General features: G+C 35.1%; 16 protein-coding genes. 11 read left to right on the top strand and 5 right to left on the bottom strand.

The window, feature by feature from the left end; genetic code table 11:
• Positions 1–6: 6 nt before the first annotated feature.
• Positions 7–831 carry an RNase RNM gene (rnm, locus tag DYE60_RS03420; protein ID WP_115315237.1) on the top strand — a complete coding sequence of 275 codons (825 nt, stop codon included), beginning with the start codon at positions 7–9 and terminating at the stop codon, positions 829–831.
• Positions 832–1,004: 173 nt separating this feature from the next.
• On the opposite strand, the gene DYE60_RS03415 is transcribed toward rnm, so the two are convergent.
• Positions 1,005–2,321, bottom strand: coding sequence for a cation:proton antiporter (locus DYE60_RS03415; RefSeq protein WP_115315236.1), 1,317 nt, complete (start codon positions 2,319–2,321; stop codon positions 1,005–1,007).
• Positions 2,322–2,511: 190 nt separating this feature from the next.
• Here DYE60_RS03415 and DYE60_RS03410 point away from each other — a divergent pair, with 190 nt between their 5' ends.
• The 3 genes from DYE60_RS03410 (at position 2,512) to serS (ending at position 6,514) form a co-directional block, all read left to right on the top strand.
• Complete coding sequence (locus tag DYE60_RS03410) at positions 2,512–4,383, top strand: SurA N-terminal domain-containing protein (RefSeq protein WP_115315235.1); 1,872 nt, start codon at positions 2,512–2,514, stop codon at positions 4,381–4,383.
• Between the two features lie 297 nt (positions 4,384–4,680).
• Entirely contained in the window at positions 4,681–5,160 is a 480-nt protein-coding gene (gene smpB / locus DYE60_RS03405) for an SsrA-binding protein SmpB (protein ID WP_115315234.1), read from the top strand.
• A 46-nt stretch (positions 5,161–5,206) separates the two neighbouring features.
• A complete protein-coding gene (gene serS / locus DYE60_RS03400) occupies positions 5,207–6,514 on the top strand; it encodes a serine--tRNA ligase (RefSeq protein WP_115315233.1) in 1,308 nt (435 codons plus the stop codon).
• Between the two features lie 66 nt (positions 6,515–6,580).
• On the opposite strand, the gene DYE60_RS03395 is transcribed toward serS, so the two are convergent.
• Positions 6,581–6,811, bottom strand: a complete 231-nt coding sequence (locus tag DYE60_RS03395; protein ID WP_115315232.1) for a helix-turn-helix domain-containing protein — start codon at positions 6,809–6,811, stop codon at positions 6,581–6,583.
• Positions 6,812–6,909: 98 nt separating this feature from the next.
• Between DYE60_RS03395 and DYE60_RS03390 the strand changes: the two genes are divergently transcribed.
• The 5 genes from DYE60_RS03390 (at position 6,910) to DYE60_RS03370 (ending at position 11,922) form a co-directional block, all read left to right on the top strand.
• Positions 6,910–7,740, top strand: coding sequence for a YaaW family protein (locus DYE60_RS03390; RefSeq protein ID WP_115315231.1), 831 nt, complete (start codon positions 6,910–6,912; stop codon positions 7,738–7,740).
• Positions 7,741–7,858: 118 nt separating this feature from the next.
• Positions 7,859–9,190, top strand: coding sequence for an argininosuccinate synthase (argG, locus tag DYE60_RS03385; protein ID WP_115315230.1), 1,332 nt, complete (start codon positions 7,859–7,861; stop codon positions 9,188–9,190).
• A gap of 70 nt (positions 9,191–9,260) precedes the next feature.
• Positions 9,261–10,262, top strand: coding sequence for a nucleoid-associated protein YejK (yejK, locus tag DYE60_RS03380; protein WP_115315229.1), 1,002 nt, complete (start codon positions 9,261–9,263; stop codon positions 10,260–10,262).
• Between the two features lie 60 nt (positions 10,263–10,322).
• Positions 10,323–10,667, top strand: coding sequence for an outer membrane protein assembly factor BamE (gene bamE / locus DYE60_RS03375; protein ID WP_115315228.1), 345 nt, complete (start codon positions 10,323–10,325; stop codon positions 10,665–10,667).
• Between the two features lie 163 nt (positions 10,668–10,830).
• Positions 10,831–11,922, top strand: a complete 1,092-nt coding sequence (locus DYE60_RS03370) for a hypothetical protein (protein WP_115315227.1) — start codon at positions 10,831–10,833, stop codon at positions 11,920–11,922.
• 94 nt (positions 11,923–12,016) lie between these two features.
• On the opposite strand, the gene mazG is transcribed toward DYE60_RS03370, so the two are convergent.
• A complete protein-coding gene (mazG, locus tag DYE60_RS03365; protein WP_115315226.1) occupies positions 12,017–12,799 on the bottom strand; it encodes a nucleoside triphosphate pyrophosphohydrolase in 783 nt (260 codons plus the stop codon).
• Positions 12,800–13,091: 292 nt separating this feature from the next.
• Between mazG and gyrB the strand changes: the two genes are divergently transcribed.
• Both gyrB and DYE60_RS03355 read left to right on the top strand, forming a co-directional pair.
• On the top strand, positions 13,092–15,521 hold the full coding sequence (gene gyrB / locus DYE60_RS03360) for a DNA topoisomerase (ATP-hydrolyzing) subunit B (RefSeq protein ID WP_115315225.1): 2,430 nt from the start codon (positions 13,092–13,094) through the stop codon (positions 15,519–15,521).
• Between the two features lie 113 nt (positions 15,522–15,634).
• Positions 15,635–16,213 carry an NnrU family protein gene (locus DYE60_RS03355; RefSeq protein WP_115315224.1) on the top strand — a complete coding sequence of 193 codons (579 nt, stop codon included), beginning with the start codon at positions 15,635–15,637 and terminating at the stop codon, positions 16,211–16,213.
• Between the two features lie 66 nt (positions 16,214–16,279).
• On the opposite strand, the gene DYE60_RS03350 is transcribed toward DYE60_RS03355, so the two are convergent.
• Together DYE60_RS03350 and DYE60_RS03345 are read right to left on the bottom strand one after the other, a co-directional pair.
• On the bottom strand, positions 16,280–16,714 hold the full coding sequence (locus DYE60_RS03350) for a cupin domain-containing protein (RefSeq protein ID WP_115315223.1): 435 nt from the start codon (positions 16,712–16,714) through the stop codon (positions 16,280–16,282).
• 71 nt (positions 16,715–16,785) lie between these two features.
• Complete coding sequence (locus tag DYE60_RS03345; protein WP_115315222.1) at positions 16,786–17,514, bottom strand: copper homeostasis protein CutC; 729 nt, start codon at positions 17,512–17,514, stop codon at positions 16,786–16,788.
• Positions 17,515–17,891: the final 377 nt, after the last annotated feature.

Genomic DNA, 17,891 nt, shown 5'->3' with positions numbered 1-17,891 from the left:
CAAAGAATGAATTATGATTTACACTGCCATAGTACGGCCTCTGATGGAATGCTAACGCCCACGGAAGTTGTGCAACGAGCAGTTGAAAAAGGCGTTGATGTGTTAGCATTAACGGATCACGACACAATCAATGGGCTGGCAGAAGCAAAGCAAGCAGCACAAGACTTACCGATCACGCTAATTTCAGGTGTTGAGATTTCCATTGTTTGGCAAGATAAAAATATTCATTTAAGTGCGCTCAACTTTGATGAAACCAATGAAAATTTGGTAAATTTACTTGAAAATCAGACCGCTTTAAGAGAGCAACGTGCAATTCAAATCGCAGAAAAACTTGCCAAAGCAGGTATTCAAAATGCTTATGAAGGGGCAAAAAATCTCGCAGAGGGTGAGATTACGCGTGCCCATTATGCACGTTTTCTTGTCGAAATCGGTGCCGTAAAAAGTATCGAAAAAGCCTTTAAAAAATATTTAGGGCAGGGCAAATCTGCTTACGTTAAACCGATGTGGTGTACGATGGAAGAAGCAATCGACACTATTCATCAAGCAGGCGGAGTCATCAATGTTGCCCACCCACTACGTTATAAATTAACCGCTCGTTGGGTACGTCGCTTAATCACCGCTTTTAAAGAAGCTGGGGGAGATGGTATTGAAGTTTCTGGTTGCGGGCAATCACGAGATCAACGTCAACTTCTTGCTCGCTGGGCAGAAGAATTTGAACTTTATGCTTCTGTTGGCTCAGATTTTCACTATCCAACCCAATGGCTTGATTTTGGTAAGGATCTTATATTACCGAGCAACTGTAAACCGATTTGGACGTTGTGGGAAAGTTGATATGGGAAAATGATGATCTTTATTTTTTGCAAAAAATGAATTAAAAATGACCTCTTAAAAATAGAATCATTTGTGAGATTTGATTGTTGAGTTTTCACAAGATAATTATCAATAAAAAAAGATTAAGTCATAATGGCTTAATCTTTTTTATATAAGTTAATGAATAGAACGACTTAGTCTATTTTATTTGAAGGGGTTAGATATTCTTCTCTGTTTGGGTCAACAAGCTTTGCCTGTTGAATTGTTTTCTCAATAGTAACACCTTGAACGAGAATAGAGAACATCACCACAGAGTAGGTCATAATCAAAATAAGATCACGAACGTCCATTCCAGTATCGCCAATAAAAGCGGTTTGTGGCGGAATAGAAAGAGCCATTGCGAGTGCTAGTCCACCACGTAACCCACCCCAAGTCATAATTTTTAAAGTATAAGGGTTATAAGTTCTAAAACATTGATAGAATTTAAATGGTAACCATAAGCTAATATAACGACTAGCTAAACAAACGGGGATAGCAACGATCATTAAAATAAAGCCATAGATATTAAAATCAATCAGTAGAACGGCAAAACCAATGAGGAAGAAAAGTAATGAATTTAGGAAGTGATCGATCATTTCCCAAAAGTGATCTAAATAACGTTGACTTTGTTCTGAAAAGCCAGAATGACGAGTCCAGTTTCCGATCATAATGCCTGAAACCACCATCGCTAATGCACCAGATACGTGCAGAATATTGGTTGCAAACATAAAGCCTGCGGTTGGAATAGTTAGTGTTAGTAAGATTTCCATACTTCCATCATCAGTAGCAGAAATCAATAAGTGAGCAATAAAACCTAAAATAAAACCTAACACAATGCCGCCGACAGCTTCGTGTAAAAAGAGCTCTAAGATACTTCCAAAGGTTGCTTCTTCTCCTCCGAATGCGACTGCAAGCACGGTTACAAATATCACTAAACCTACACCATCATTAAAAAGGGATTCACCTTCTACTTGCATTGAGAGACGTTTTGGGGCTCTTAAATTTTTAATGATTGCAAGCACAGCAATTGGATCGGTTGGTGAAATCAATGCACCAAATAAAATGCAGTAAATCAGTTTGATATCTAAACCAATTAGATGGCTAATACCATAAATTAGATAGCCAATGATCATTGTTGATATAAATGTAGAGAAAAGAGCAAAAATTGAGATTTCCCATTTTTGATCTTTTAATACAGGTAATTTGATTCCTAATGAACCAGCAAATAATAAGAAGCCTAAAATACCATTTAACAAGAAACGTTTGAAATCGACTTGTTGCATTACATCTTTGGCAATGGTGTCGATATTGAACCAACCAAGCCAGCCTAAAATAAGTAAAAGTAGAGAACCAACCATTGCGGCTGCTGTAATAGCAATCGTTGATTGCACTTTGTCGCTGATTTTATGGGTAAAGAAACCGAGTAAAATAGAAAGAGCTGAAAGAAAGCAGATATATGCGTAAATATCCATTGAATACCTTTGATGATCATTTGTTAATAATTTGTAAGGGGTGAATTAAAACAATTTATAAGGGAGCTGTAAAGTAAAAAGAGACATAAGCGGTGAGATTTATATCATAATTTGCAAAATTAGCATTTTGATAATCATTGATTTTTCAGTATAATCAGCAAGATATTTTTCATTTTTAGGATAATTTACAATGATTGAAAAAATGCACGATAAAACAAATAGCTTAGGGTTCAAAATCATTTTTGGTCTTGTGGCTGTTTCTTTCGTATTAGGTGGTGTCGGCGGAACCTTGATATATAGTAAAGATGACTATGTAGCAAAAGTAAACGGTGAATCTATTTCACAACAAACCTTTAATTACACCAAAAATCGCCAACAAAGTATTCAAAGCGAACGTTTAGGGGCAGAGTTTTGGGATCTTTTAGATACCACAGAATTTGCAGCACAGTTTAACCAACAAGTATTAACAGGCTTAGTTGATGATGAATTATTAAAACAGTATATTCAAACTTTAAATTTAGGTGTGAGTGCTGAACAAATCAAATTGGCGATTGTGAATAATCCGCAATTCCAACAAGATGGTAAATTCAATAATGAGTTTTATCAAAATGTGTTAAGAAATAATAATATTTCTCCAGATTATTATGCCTCAATGGTTGCTGGTGATGTATTGAATGCTCAAATTCAAGAGGGCATTTTAGGTTCACAATTTAGTGTACCAGTTCAAGATCAACAATCAGCAAAATTATTATTACAACAACGAGTAATTAGAACAGCAACACTCTCTCTTGCAAAAGAAGTTGAAAAACAGACCGCTTCTACGGAAGAATTACAGGGCTATTATGATGAGCATAAAGCTCAATTTATCACACCTGAAAAAATGCAGGTTGAAATCGTAACGGTGACACCAGAAGATGTGGCTGATGCTTCTTCAATTAGCGATCAAGATGTTGAGGATTATTACCAACAAAATCGTGATAAATTTATTACTAAAGGCGAGCGTCATTTAGCCCATATTCAAGTGGCTGATAAGAAAACAGCTGATGAAGTAGAACAAAAATTAAATGCAGGTGAAGATTTTGCTAAACTAGCGAAAACATATTCAAAAGATATGATTTCTGCTCAAAAAGGCGGAGATTTGGGCTGGGCGAAAGCAGGTGTATTTCCTGTAGTATTTGATCAGGTTGCTGATGTATTAGAAGTTGGCAAACCAAGTAAAGCAGTTGAGATTGACGGTAATTTTCATATTATTAAAGTACTTGATCGCAAAGCTGATGTAGGTATGAGTTTAGAACAAGCAAAAGCACAAATTAAGCAGACTTTACTTAAAAATAATAGTTTGGCAGAATACGGTAAAATCTCAAATGAAATGGCAAATAAAGCGTTTGAATCGCCAGATTCATTAACGGATGTAGCAAAAGTAGCGGGATTAAAAGTGAAAACTACAGAAGAGTTTTCATTAGATAATATTCCTTCATTGTTAGCTAATCCAAAAATTCAAAATGTGTTAGTCAAAGATGAATTCCGTCGTGGTCGTCAAGTTTCTGAGGCGATTGATTTAACCGATGGTGACAAAGCAAAAACGGCTTTTATTCGTGTGATTAACAATAAGCCCGCTCACGAACAAAGTTTTGCAGAAGCAAAATCAATGGTTGAACAGCAAGTTAAAATAGCTAAAGCACAAAAAGTACTTACTGAAAAAGCACAAGCGGCCTTAACGGCATTAAATAGTGGTAATTCGACTGATGTAACATTTAGTCAGCCACAAACGTTGGTTTATATTCAAGGCTTATCACAACAACCACAGCTTACAAAAACTGTTTTTGCAATGAAAAAAGAAGCAGATAAAGTGGGTTACCAAGTTATCAATGATCAACAAGGCAATGCTGTTATTGTTGCACTTGATAAAGTAGAAGAAGGTAATAAAGAGAGTTTTAAAGCAGTTAAAGCGGCTTTATCTCAAGCGGATTTATTACAGCTTCGTGAAGAAATGTTAAGTGATTTACGTAATAGAGCAACCATTGAATATAACGAAGAGTTTTTAAGACAACAGGAACCTTAGTGTTTTACTCTTAGTTTCCTCTCTAAACTGCCCCAACTTTTTCGAAGTGGGGCAGTTTTATTTTCCTCTCTTTAAATTAGTAAATCTTCAATAAAATATTACCGCTTGATGAGAGTAAAATCGCACATTTCTGAGTATTAAAATTATTGTAAAAAATAAATTTAGTTTTTGTCTTAAAAAAATTGCAAATTCTTATTAAAATCTGACCGCTTATGATTTTATTCTAAATCTGATTCAGGTAGAATGATAAGATATTTAAAAATAATAAATTTATAACAACGTAGAAACGTAAAAACTATGGCGAAAGCAAAGAAAAAATTAGCAGATAATACGATTGCTCTAAATAAACGAGCAAGACACGAATATTTTATTGATGATGAAATAGAAGCGGGTTTAGAATTACAGGGCTGGGAAGTGAAATCTTTACGAGCGGGTAAAGCGAATATCGGTGATAGCTATGTGATTTTTAAAGATGGTGAGGCTTTTTTATTTGGGGCAAATTTTACGCCATTAAGCGTTGCATCAAGCCACGTAGTGTGCGACCCAACTCGTACTCGCAAGCTATTATTAAGTCGTCGTCAATTAGATTCACTTTTTGGTAAATTAAACCGTGAAGGCTATACTATTGTTGCAACGGCTCTTTATTGGAAAGGGGCGTGGGCAAAAGTGAAAATCGGTTTAGCGAAGGGTAAAAAACTCCACGATAAACGAGCGGATATCAAAGATCGTGAATGGCAAGTTGCAAAAAGCCGTATTATGAAAAATGCGGCACGATAATTTTCAAATTCAGTTTAAAATTAAATAAAAAAAGAAGGAAGTTAATATGATCGACCAAAATTTATTGCGTAATCAATTAGACGAAGTGGCACAAGCTCTTAAAACAAAACGTAATTTTGATTTAGATGTGGGACTTGTCGCAAGTTTAGAAGAGCAACGTAAAGCGTTACAAATTAAAACAGAAACATTACAAGCGGAACGTAATGCACGCTCGAAAAATATTGGTATGGCAAAAGCAAAAGGCGAAGATATTACTGCATTGTTAGCAGAAGTGGATTCAATGGGATCAGAATTAGACAATGCAAAAGCAGAATTAGAAAAAGTTCAAGCACAAATCAATGACATTTTATTAAGCGTACCAAATTTACCTGCCGAAGAAGTGCCATTAGGTAAAGATGAAAATGATAATTTAGAAGTTTCTCGTTGGGGCGAACCACGTTCATTTGATTTTGATGTGAAAGATCACGTTACTTTAGGCGAAGATTTATTAGGGTTAGATTTCTCAGCTGGGGCAAAATTAACAGGTAGTCGTTTTGTGGTGATGAAAGGACAAATCGCTAAATTACACCGTGCGATTACTCAATTTATGTTAGATTTACACACAGAACAACACGGTTATTTAGAAACTTATGTGCCTTATTTAGTGAACCACGACACCCTTTATGGTACAGGACAATTACCAAAATTCGGCGAAGATCTATTCCATACACGTCCACTTGAAGGACAAGATCCAAATGAAGTACAAAAATCTTATGCGTTAATCCCAACGGCGGAAGTACCAGTAACAAACTTAGTGCGTGGCGAGATCGTAGAAGGCGAAATGTTACCACTTCGAATGACGGCTCATACACCTTGTTTCAGAGCAGAAGCAGGTTCTTATGGACGTGATACGCGTGGTTTAATTCGTATGCACCAATTTGATAAAGTGGAATTAGTGCAAATTGTTGAGCCTGAAAAATCAATGGATGCATTAGAAGAATTAATAGGACACGCTGAAAAAGTATTACAGCTTTTAGGCTTACCTTACCGTAAAGTGCTACTTTGCACAGGCGATATGGGCTTTGGTTCAGCAAAAACTTACGATTTAGAAGTTTGGTTACCAGCTCAAAATACTTATCGTGAAATTTCATCTTGTTCAAATATGTGGGATTTCCAAGCTCGTCGTATGCAGGCTCGTTTCCGTATGAAAGGCGATAAAAAACCTCGTTTAGTACATACTTTAAATGGTTCAGGCTTAGCGGTAGGTCGTACCTTAGTGGCGATTTTAGAAAACTACCAAAACCAAGATGGTTCAATCACTGTTCCAGAAGTGCTACGTCCATATATGGGTGGTGTAGAAGTGATTGGTAAGTAAATTTCAGTTAATTTCTTATAAAAAAACAACCGCTTATTAGAAATGATAAGCGGTTATTTTTTGATGTTAATTTACTATTTTTTGTAAAATAGTCAGTGGGCTAGTATTCATTGCCTCACAAAGTTCAATAAACTCTAAAATATCAAGTTTCCTTTCACAACGCTCAATTTTTGCAATATAAGATTGAGGCTTATTTAATTGATCAGCAATTTGTTGCTGTGTAATGCCTTTTTCCTTTCTTGTTGCAATCAGGAATTGAATAATTTTCTGATATTTTTCTTTGTAAATTGTTTTCAAAATAAATCACAGTTAGCTATAAGTTTAGCTTGTGATTATTATCCTGTTTTAGTATTATCCCATTTTGGGATATTTGTTTGAACATATAGGAGAAAAAAATGGCTTATCGTTATGATCCCGATTTAGATTTTTTACAACACCTTGAATCTGCTGATTTAAAAGAGCTTTATGATGTACTTGTATATGGTAAAGATGGGCAATCATCTGAAACCACAAATACTTTAATGGGCGTTATTGCCAATCCTTTAGTTGCTACTGTATATAATAAAGTTACATCTAAACGCATTACAGAAACGCTTTCTTCATCAGATGAAAGAAAAAAATATGGAGATAGTTATTCTGAATATTGGCAGAGAATTGCTGAAGAATTTCAGAAGTTTGGTGGAAGTTCGTTACTGAATTTCACCCGTAATAGTGGCGTTCCTTATCGAGAAATTTTATTTGATGTATGTGATAAATTGAAGGTCAATTATAATAAAAATGCTTCAACTGTAAAAATTGAGCAGGACTTATTGATGAAGATTTTAGAAAAATCATTAGAAGATATGTCAGCTTCGGAAAAAGAGGAATTAGCTCGTAATATTGGTATTGAAAATACGGATCATATTACGCCGGAATTATTAACCGCAGCATTTTTAAAAATCTTTAGAATGGGCGGCTTTAAGTCTTATCAACTCACCGTTACGATTGTTAATGCGATATTAAAAGTATTGATTGGTCGAGGTTTACCGCTTGCGGGTAATGTGCTTTTAACAAAAACAATGAGCATTTTAACTGGCCCGATTGGTTGGGCGATAACAGGATTATGGACGGCTGTTGATATTGCAGGACCAGCATATCGAGTGACAATTCCAGCTGTAATCACAGTGATTGGATTAAGACAAAAATATATCAATAAGGATCTTTTAGCAGATCTTGATATTAAATAATTTTATGAATGCCAAACAGCCCTAAATATTTTTTATATTTAGGGCTGTTTTGTTTGTTTTTTGTCTAATTTTGGTTAGAATGAAAACTCATTTATAAAAATTAAAATAGGAAATGAATATGTCTAACACAATTTTAGAAAGTATCCCCTTAGGGGAAAAAGTAGGAATTGCTTTTTCTGGGGGATTAGATACGAGTGCAGCACTTCTTTGGATGCGTCAGAAAGGTGCAGTTCCTTATGCTTATACTGCAAATTTAGGGCAACCAGATGAAGAGGATTATAATGAAATCCCGAAAAAGGCGATGGAGTATGGTGCTGAAAATGCACGTTTAGTTGATTGCCGTACGCAACTTGCTCACGAGGGTATTGTTGCTATTCAATGTGGGGCGTTTCATATCTCAACAGGAGGAATGCCATATTTTAATACCACGCCTTTAGGACGTGCCGTCACAGGGACGATGTTAGTTGCTGCAATGCAACAAGATGGCGTGAATATTTGGGGCGATGGAAGCACTTATAAAGGGAATGATATTGAGCGTTTTTATCGTTATGGACTATTAACCAACCCACATTTGAAAATCTATAAGCCTTGGTTGGATGAGCAATTTATCGAGGAATTAGGCGGACGTTCAGAAATGTCACAATTCTTAATTAAACATGGGTTTGATTACAAAATGTCGGTAGAGAAAGCCTATTCTACGGATTCAAATATGCTAGGGGCGACCCACGAAGCAAAAGATTTGGAAGATTTGGATGTTGGAATGCATATTGTTAAACCAATAATGGGGGTGGCATTTTGGGATGAAAAGGTAAAAATTGATAAAGAAGAAGTCAAAATTACGTTTGAACAAGGAATGCCTGTCGCTTTAAATGGTAAACGTTTTGATGATTTAGCTGAGTTGATTTTAGAAGCAAATCGCATTGGTGGAAGACACGGATTAGGTATGTCTGATCAAATCGAAAATCGTATTATTGAGGCAAAATCGCGTGGTATTTATGAAGCACCGGGAATGGCATTATTACACATTGCTTATGAACGTTTAGTTACCGGTATTCATAATGAAGATACGGTTGAGCAATATCGTATCAATGGATTACGGTTAGGGCGTTTATTGTATCAAGGACGTTGGTTTGACTCGCAAGCGTTAATGTTGCGTGAATCGTCTCAGCGTTGGGTGGCAAAAGCCATCACAGGTGAAGTGACATTAGAGCTACGTCGTGGTAACGATTATTCAATTTTAAATACTCAATCGCCAAATTTAACTTATAAAGCAGAGCATTTGAGTATGGAAAAAGTCGAAGATGCTCCATTTACACCTACGGATCGTATTGGTCAATTAACGATGCGTAATCTAGATATTCAAGATACGCGTGATAAATTAGGGCTTTATACTCAAGTTGGTTTGATTTCTGGGCAGGATAGCGTTGTGCCTCAGTTGGAAAATCAATAAAAAATTAAATTAACATAAAATTCCTTTCTTATTGTAAAATATAGGGAAGGAATTTTTTTATAAGGAAACTATGAGTATAAACGTAACAGAAATCGTACTTCATCAGCTAGCAAAGACACAAACCGAGCCAGTTGAATTGAACACTATTTTAAGAGAGCAATTATTAACAGTTACGCCTGAGGTTGAGCAGATGATGTTACAGCTTCATCAAGCGTATCAAGGTAAAGCAAAAGGGTATGGATTATTTCAAGAAAATTCCAATTTTGCTCAGGAATTAAACCGCTTATTAGAGCAAGAAAATGAGTTTTTACCTTTTAGCCATAGTTGTGCAAAAATGTTGGCGAGCGAGCTAGTTAAGTATCCGTTTGCGACAGGGGGAAGCTTTATTTTATGTCGTTATAATTTCTTAGCGACAGATTATCTTTTTATTGCTCTTATTGATAACCGTTCATCGGTTTTAGTTGATGAAAAATTAGATATTAAACGCACCCAGTATTTGGAAATGGCACAGTATGATATAGCGTGTCGTATCAACCTAACTGAATTGAAATTAGACGCGCAATCTAACCGCTATTTAACCTTTATCAAAGGACGAGTAGGGCGTAAAGTGTCTGATTTCTTTATGGATTTTTTAGGTGCAGAGGCAGGGCTTGATCCAAAAGTACAAAACCAGACCTTATTACAAGCTGTTCATGATTATTGTGATCAAGGGGAATTAACGAAGGATCAAACCAGAGAGGTTAAAGCTCAGGTGTTTGATTATTGCAAAGGGCAAATTAACAGTGGTGAAGAAATTGCGATTCAAGAATTAGCAAAAGAGATCCCAATGTTAAACGATCAAAACTTTGCACAATTTACCCAAACACAAGAGTATGATTTAGAAGAAACGATCCCGCCTGTTCGTAATACATTAAAAACATTAACCAAATTTTCAGGGTCAGGAAAAGGCATTACCTTGACATTTGACGCTCAATTATTAAACGAGCGAGTAATTTGGGACGAACTAAATGATACTTTAACAATCAAAGAGATACCGCCAAATTTACGAGATCAACTTCAACGTAATAAATAATGGTATTTCAACGTCAGTTTCGGTATCATTTAGCAATCAAAATCAATAAAAGGTTAAATTATGAAAATAAAACTTCTTCTAGCAACAGTATTATTAGCATTAGGTGTAACAGGCTGCTCAACAGTTAAAAAAGTGGTTTATCGAATTGATGTACCACAAGGTAATTATCTAGAACAATCTAAGATAGATTTATTAAAAGTTGGAATGACTCAAGAGCAGGTACTTTATGTGCTTGGAACGCCAGTATTAAGAGATATTTTTGGTCAAAACCGTTGGAGTTATGTATTTATCAAACGTAAAGGACACGAAGAGCCAGTACAACGTACCCTGTTTGTTTACTTTGGTGCTGATGGGCGAGTAAGTGATATTCAGTTAGATAAGCCCCTCAAAAATACTAAAAAATAATTTTTCTATTTTATAAAGAGTAAACGTTTTATAAGCGGTAAGATTTAGTCAAAAATTTGCAAAAATTGAATTAAATCTTACCGCTTGTTTATATTAGCCTGATAATCAGTAAGCGCTTTTTTGACTAAAGATTACATGTGTTTTTAAAGGTAATAGGAGAAGTATGCAATTTCCGTTACTATGTATAGATAAGAATTATGAAAATTTACATGATGTAGAAATAACAGCTGATATAATTGACCAAGATATATGTGTAATGAGCCTAAATATGTTAGATTTTCCTAAAAGGAAAGAGCATGTATTGGAGTTAATTACTAACAATTTTTTATATTGGGAAAAATTGCTCGAGAAAGCAAATGAATTATTTTGGTTAAAAAATGATGGATACGGGGTGGCGGTATTTTATCCTGATCAATGTTGTGGCTATACAAGAATTTATAGGTATCAATGCTTAAGAAATATTGAAATTAGACGAGATAAAGTGTGGGATATTGGCTCTTGGAAATATATTCAATCAGAGACTTCGTTATTTAGTATATTGGATTCAATAGAATACGTTGCAATATTCAATAATTGGAAATCACATAATCTAAAAATTAATCGTCCTCTTACTGAACTTGCAAGTGGCCGAATTTCAAACACAACGGTTGACAGGGTAAATGTTGTTAGTAAAAGAAACGGTTGTGCTGTGTGTGGGAATTCAGCAGGCTATTATATGGCTACAACCTTAAACGCTCATGATATAGCTAATACAGTTATGTTATCAATTTTACTTTGTAAGACTCATTATCAAGAAGCCAGAGAGTCTCCTTGTATACTTCAATTTTTTGCTAGTTTATTTTACCTAAATCTTGATATACCTGCGTTAATGAAATTAGATTATATTCCTGATAATTTAATTGTTCCTTTGGCGGAGATAATAGCTTCAAATCTGAATGCAACGTTTAGTAAACCAGAGAAAAAGAAGAGAGGTTGGCATATTTGGTTTAAAATGGAAGATGACTGGGAGTGGTTACTTAGACTTAATAAGTTAACAGATTATGCTTATATACTGTTTGATCCATCAAGAAAACAAGCTCATCGCATTGATTCTGCTAATGATCATCCTGATGTACCATTTGGCCCAGATCATCAACATTTTAATCCCAAAACAAAAGGAGAATCAATAGAGCCTAGTTTCTCATATGGAATTCCTATTTTGGATTTTCCGTTGCTTAAAAAAATCAAGAATTATTATATTGGTAAACAATATTAATTTCAGATGATCTAGAAATATTTAGGTATTAGGTAAAGTCTATTTTTAGAATAGACTTTATGATCATTTTAAACTTTTATAATATCATGATCGTTTATTCCTGCTCCTTCACGTTATCCCAAATTTTATCTAATTCTTTGAGCGTACACTCTTCTAATTTCTTACCTTGTTTCAACACTGTTTTTTCAACCTGTCTAAAACGGTTTTCAAATTTGAGATTGGCATTGCGTAATATAGTTTCAGGATCGAGTTTTTGATGGCGACACACATTAACCGTTGCAAATAATAAATCCCCTAATTCTTCGGCGATTTTGTCTTCATTTTGTGGTTTGGTATTAAGCTCTTCTTCAACTTCCAAAACTTCTTCTTTTACCTTATTAAAAACATCCGTCGGATTATCCCAGTCAAAGCCTACTTTGGCACAACGTTTTTGTAATTTATTGGCACGAGTGAGAGCAGGTAAAGCAAAAGGTAAATCATCTAAAATAGAGTTGTGATTTTTAGCTTGCTTTTGTTGAGCTTTCATTGTCTCCCAATTTTGCAATGCTTCTTCGCTGTTATTTGCTTTTTGATCGCCAAAAACGTGTGGGTGGCGGAAAACCAATTTTTCAATTAAATCATTTAATACATCATTAAAATCAAAGCTTCCTTCTTCTTCGGCTAATCGGCTTAGAAAGACCACTTGAAGTAATAAATCGCCTAGTTCTTCACGTAATGCGATTTTATCTTTGGTATGAATTGCTTCTGCCACTTCGTAGGTTTCTTCAAGTAAGCAGGGGAGTATGCTGTCAAAATTTTGTTTAATATCCCAAGGGCAACCTGTTTCAGGGTGACGGAGTTGGGCTGTAATGTTGATAAGTTTTTGGATATCGGGCATTTTTGTTCCTTGCGTAACGCATTAAAATTCCGGTCATTCTAAAATTTTTTCATCTTTGACACAACCTGTCTTAGTGTCTTGGCATTCTTTGTGTATTTAACGTGTTTATGATGACTTGGAGGTGATGAAATTAGAGAAGATAACGTTATTTAGTTTCTATGGGGATTATGACGGGTAAATAGAATAAAAAGCACGTTTGAATCGTGCTTTTTTTCTCTTTATCTGATATAATCTCTCCAATTTTGCGGCTTTTCATAAGCCGTTTTTATATGAGAGAAATAAAGGAATAACAATGTCTGAACAAAGTCAAACAAACAGTTATGATTCTTCCAGTATCCGAGTGTTACGTGGATTAGATGCGGTGCGTAAACGCCCAGGTATGTATATTGGTGATACTGACGACGGTACAGGTTTACATCATATGGTGTTTGAAGTTGTAGATAATGCAATTGATGAAGCATTAGCAAATTACTGTAACGATATTATTGTCACAATCCATTCTGATAATTCAGTATCTGTGCAAGATGATGGTCGTGGTATCCCAGTGGGTATCCACCCAGAAGAAGGCGTTTCAGCAGCGGAAGTAATTATGACAGTGCTTCACGCGGGTGGTAAATTTGATGATAACTCTTATAAAGTATCTGGTGGTTTACACGGTGTGGGTGTTTCAGTTGTAAATGCATTATCAGAAAAATTACAATTAACTATTCGCCGTGATGGCCACGTTCACGAGCAATTCTATTCAATGGGTGAGCCTCAAGCACCATTAGCGATCATTGGAGACACAGAAAAAACAGGAACAAGTGTTCGTTTCTGGCCAAGTTATGATGTATTTAAAAACAAAACAGATTTTGAATATTCGATCCTTTCAAAACGTTTACGTGAGCTTTCTTTCTTAAATTCAGGTGTTTCAATTAAATTGATTGATGAGCGTGACGGTAAAGAAGATCATTTTAAATATGAAGGCGGTATTCAAGCGTATGTTGAGTTTTTAAGCGAAGGTAAAAATACAATTCACTCAACGCCTTTCTATTTAACCACTGAAAAAGACGGTATTGGTGTTGAAGTATCAATGCAGTGGAATGACAGTTATAGTGAAAATGTGTATTGTTTTACCAATAATATCCCACAACGTGATGGTGGTACTCACTTAGCAGGTTTTCGTGGGGCTTTAACTCGTGCGTTAAAGAACTATATGGAAAAAAATGTTAAGAATAAGAAAAACGCTAACGTTGATGCGTCAGGTGATGATGCTCGTGAAGGGTTAGTGGCGGTGATTTCTGTTAAAGTACCAGATCCAAAATTCTCATCACAAACCAAAGATAAATTGGTTTCATCAGAAGTAAGAGCCGCCGTTGAAAGTTCAATGAATGAGCGTTTGGCGGAGTTTTTATTAGAAAATCCACAGGATGCACAAAATATCGTAGCAAAAATTGTGGACGCAGCTCGTGCCAGAGATGCAGCTCGTAAAGCACGTGAAATGACTCGCCGTAAAGGTGCGATGGATTTAGGTGGTTTACCAGGTAAATTGGCGGATTGCCAAGAGAAAGATCCTGCATTATCTGAATTATACTTAGTGGAGGGAGACTCTGCGGGTGGTTCAGCAAAACAAGGGCGTGAACGTAAAAACCAAGCGATCTTACCGTTAAAAGGTAAAATCTTAAACGTTGAAAAAGCACGTTTTGATAAAATGCTTTCTTCACAAGAAGTCGCAACCTTGATTACAGCATTAGGTACAGGTATTGGACGTGATGACTATAATCTTGAAAAATTACGTTATCACAAAATCATTATTATGACCGATGCGGACGTTGATGGTGCACATATTCGTACTTTATTATTAACATTCTTCTATCGTCAAATGCCAGAATTGATTGAAAATGGCTATATTTACATTGCACAACCACCACTTTACAAAGTGAAGAAAGGTAAGCAAGAAACCTATATTCAAGATGATGGCGAGATGACACAATATGAATTAGAGCTTGCGTTAAGCGGTGCGGCAGTTTATGTGAGTGAAAATGCTCCCGCAATTAACGGTATTGCATTAGAAAACTTAATTAAAGAGTTCAATAATGTTCAAGCGATGATTGAGCGTATGTCAAGACGTTACCCTGTGTCGCTTTTAAAAGAGTTAGTTTATCAACCAGACTTAACGGAAGAATTTGCAAAAAATGAAGTAAATGTGACCGCTTGGGCGAATAAATTGATTGAAGTGATCTTTGAAAAAGGCACAGACGGAAGTAGTTATAGTGCAACAGTGGTTTATAATCCTGAACGTAAGATTTATGAACCACAAATTGTGGTAACTACACACGGGATGGATACCACTTATAATTTAGATTATAACTTTATTTCAGGTACGGAATATGGACGTATTATGAAATTAGGTCGTCAATTAAGAGATTTATTAGAACCAACCGCTTATGTGCAACGTGGCGAACGCAAAATGCCAGTTGAAAGTTTTGAACAAGCGATTGATTGGTTAGTAAAAGAATCTCGTAAAGGTTTAACTGTTCAGCGTTATAAAGGGTTAGGTGAGATGAATCCTGAGCAATTATGGGAAACAACAATGGATCCTGTGGCACGTAAAATGTTGCAAGTTTCAGTAACAGACGCCATTGCAGCGGATAAACTCTTTACCACTTTAATGGGCGATGATGTAGAACCACGTCGTAAGTTTATTGAAGATAATGCGTTAAATGCGAATATTGATATTTAATATTCTTAAATGATGATATAGGTCAAAGCCGTAGAACTTTCTACGGCTTTTTGTTTGTAAAAAACAAAGGCTCTTGTCATAATTAAACTTTATTTTTAGTTCGTGGGGAGCTTATGTTATTACTTATTTTAGGTTTAATTCTATTTTTGGGTATGCATTCGATTGTGATTTTTGCACCAAATTTTCGTGAAAAATACCGTTCAAAAGCATTGTTAACGTGGAAAATAGGCTATGGTTTAGTATCAATTATTGGTTTTGTTTTGATTGTTATTGGCTATAGCGACGCTCGTTTATCGTCGACTGTCTTGTATATGTCACCAATATGGTTAAAACAGATCACAATGGCAATGATGATTCCTGTTTTCGTATTCTTTTTTGCTCCTTATTTACCAGGTAAAATCTCAAATTTAACTCGTCATCCTCAATTGATGGCAGTTAAACTTTTTATGATGGCACATTTATTAGCAAATGGTACAGTGGTGGATCTTGTGCTATTTGGTGCCTTTCTAGTATGGGCTGTACTAGATTTGATGGCATTAAATCGTTTGCCGAGTCATAATCCGCCCAATGAGCCGATTAAATTAAAAGCAACAAAGTTGAATGATATCATTTTAGTTATACTGGGTATTACGGTTTATATTGCCTTCTTGACGTGTTTGCATACTCAACTTATCGGAGTGTCGTTAATATAATTGAGTACAATAATCAGCCCTTAGCATTATCGCAAGGGCTGATGTGATTTTTCTGTAAAATAGCTATTAGGTTCTTGTTAATTTTTTGATTATTTCTCTATGTTGAGGATATTTATCTAATAACTCTTTTTGAGTAAATAAATAGAATTGCTCATAGCTAAATGCAGGAGAAACAGTACAACTTACAAGTGCATAATCATTCTCTACACTAGAACCAAAAATAGTGCCAGCTGGAACGGTATATTGCAAATGTTCATCTTCTTTGAGTCCCATTTTTATCATTGAATAGTTTCCTTTTGGATCTATCATGTGAACGCAAAGACTTTCGCCACAATGATAGAACCAAGTTTCATCAGAGTCTAATTTATGAAAATGCGAGGGACTTTCATTGGTCAAAAGGAAAAGGATATTTGAAGATAATCCTCTATATGTTTCTGCAAAATATCCCCCTTCCTGATGAGGTTCTAAATTTAGTTTTTGAATCCAATATTCTTTATCCATTTTAAATACCTTATTTTTGTAAAAACTCATTAAAATATGACCGCTTCATTTTTATTATAACTTGTTGAATATCATTTAAAAAGATTTAGCTTAATTTGTTCTATTTCATTTAAGTCTGCCGTGATTATTTGATTATCACAAGAGCTATCACTTCCCATAGAAACATCAGTTTTCGTTATTTGTTCATATTGTACTTTTTTAGCAGAAAAGTGAATATGATTTACCCCTGTACTTTTAACAATGTCCAATGCATTTTTAGAATTTATTCCAGCCCCTGCCATAATTTGCATACGTCCCTTACTTTGTTGTACGAGCTGAGCAATATTTTCCCTGCCTAACCACGCTGTTTTTTTCAATCCCGACGTTAATAAACGTGTACAGCCAAGATCAATAATTTGTTCTAATGCTGTTTTAGGCTCACGACATAAGTCAAAAGCACGATGAAAAGTCACGTCCATACCATCAGCAGCCGAAATCAATTTTTTACAGGCTTGAATATCAATATCATTATTTTTTGTTAAAATACCAATAACCACACCATTAGCACCTAATTCTTGTGCAATTAAAATATCGGTTATCATCATTTCAATTTCTGCTTGATTAAATATGAAATTACCTGCACGAGGGCGAATCATGACGTGATGAGATAATTCTTTAAAATGAAGAGCCTGTTTAATCAATCCATAGGACGGTGTTAAACCACCTAATGTCAAAGCAGAGCAGAGTTCTACACGATCTAGTTTAGCTTTACTTGCTGTTTCGACAGATTGGATATTATCAATACAGAGTTCAAGTTTCATTGTTATTAGCCTGTTTAGAAATAAAGCAAATAATAGCGTATAGAATAGAGGTTGAATAGTGTTTTTAATTATTTGTAAAAAGTAATAAAAAAGTTACCGCTATAGCTGAGGTAAGTAGCTCCTTGATAACATAAAATCTGCAATAGAAGATATGTACAAAGGTGAAAAAATGAAGCACAAAAATAGCTGATGAAACCTTAATAAAGGTTAGGATTAAAAGATATACTTATAATTTAGATAATGTTGAAATGAAAATATCGCCAGCAAATAGAAAATACGCTTTTTTTGTCAAAAATGTATTTCAATATTCAAAATATCACAATCGAAGAGTATTTACTAATTTTAGAAGACGGTAAGACGGGGTATTTTCTGAATTG

Origin of the sequence: Phocoenobacter uteri, from assembly GCF_900454895.1 — a bacterium.
Taxonomy (GTDB): Bacteria; Pseudomonadota; Gammaproteobacteria; order Enterobacterales; family Pasteurellaceae; genus Phocoenobacter; species Phocoenobacter uteri.
This window is presented reverse-complemented; position numbering and strand designations above follow the sequence as displayed.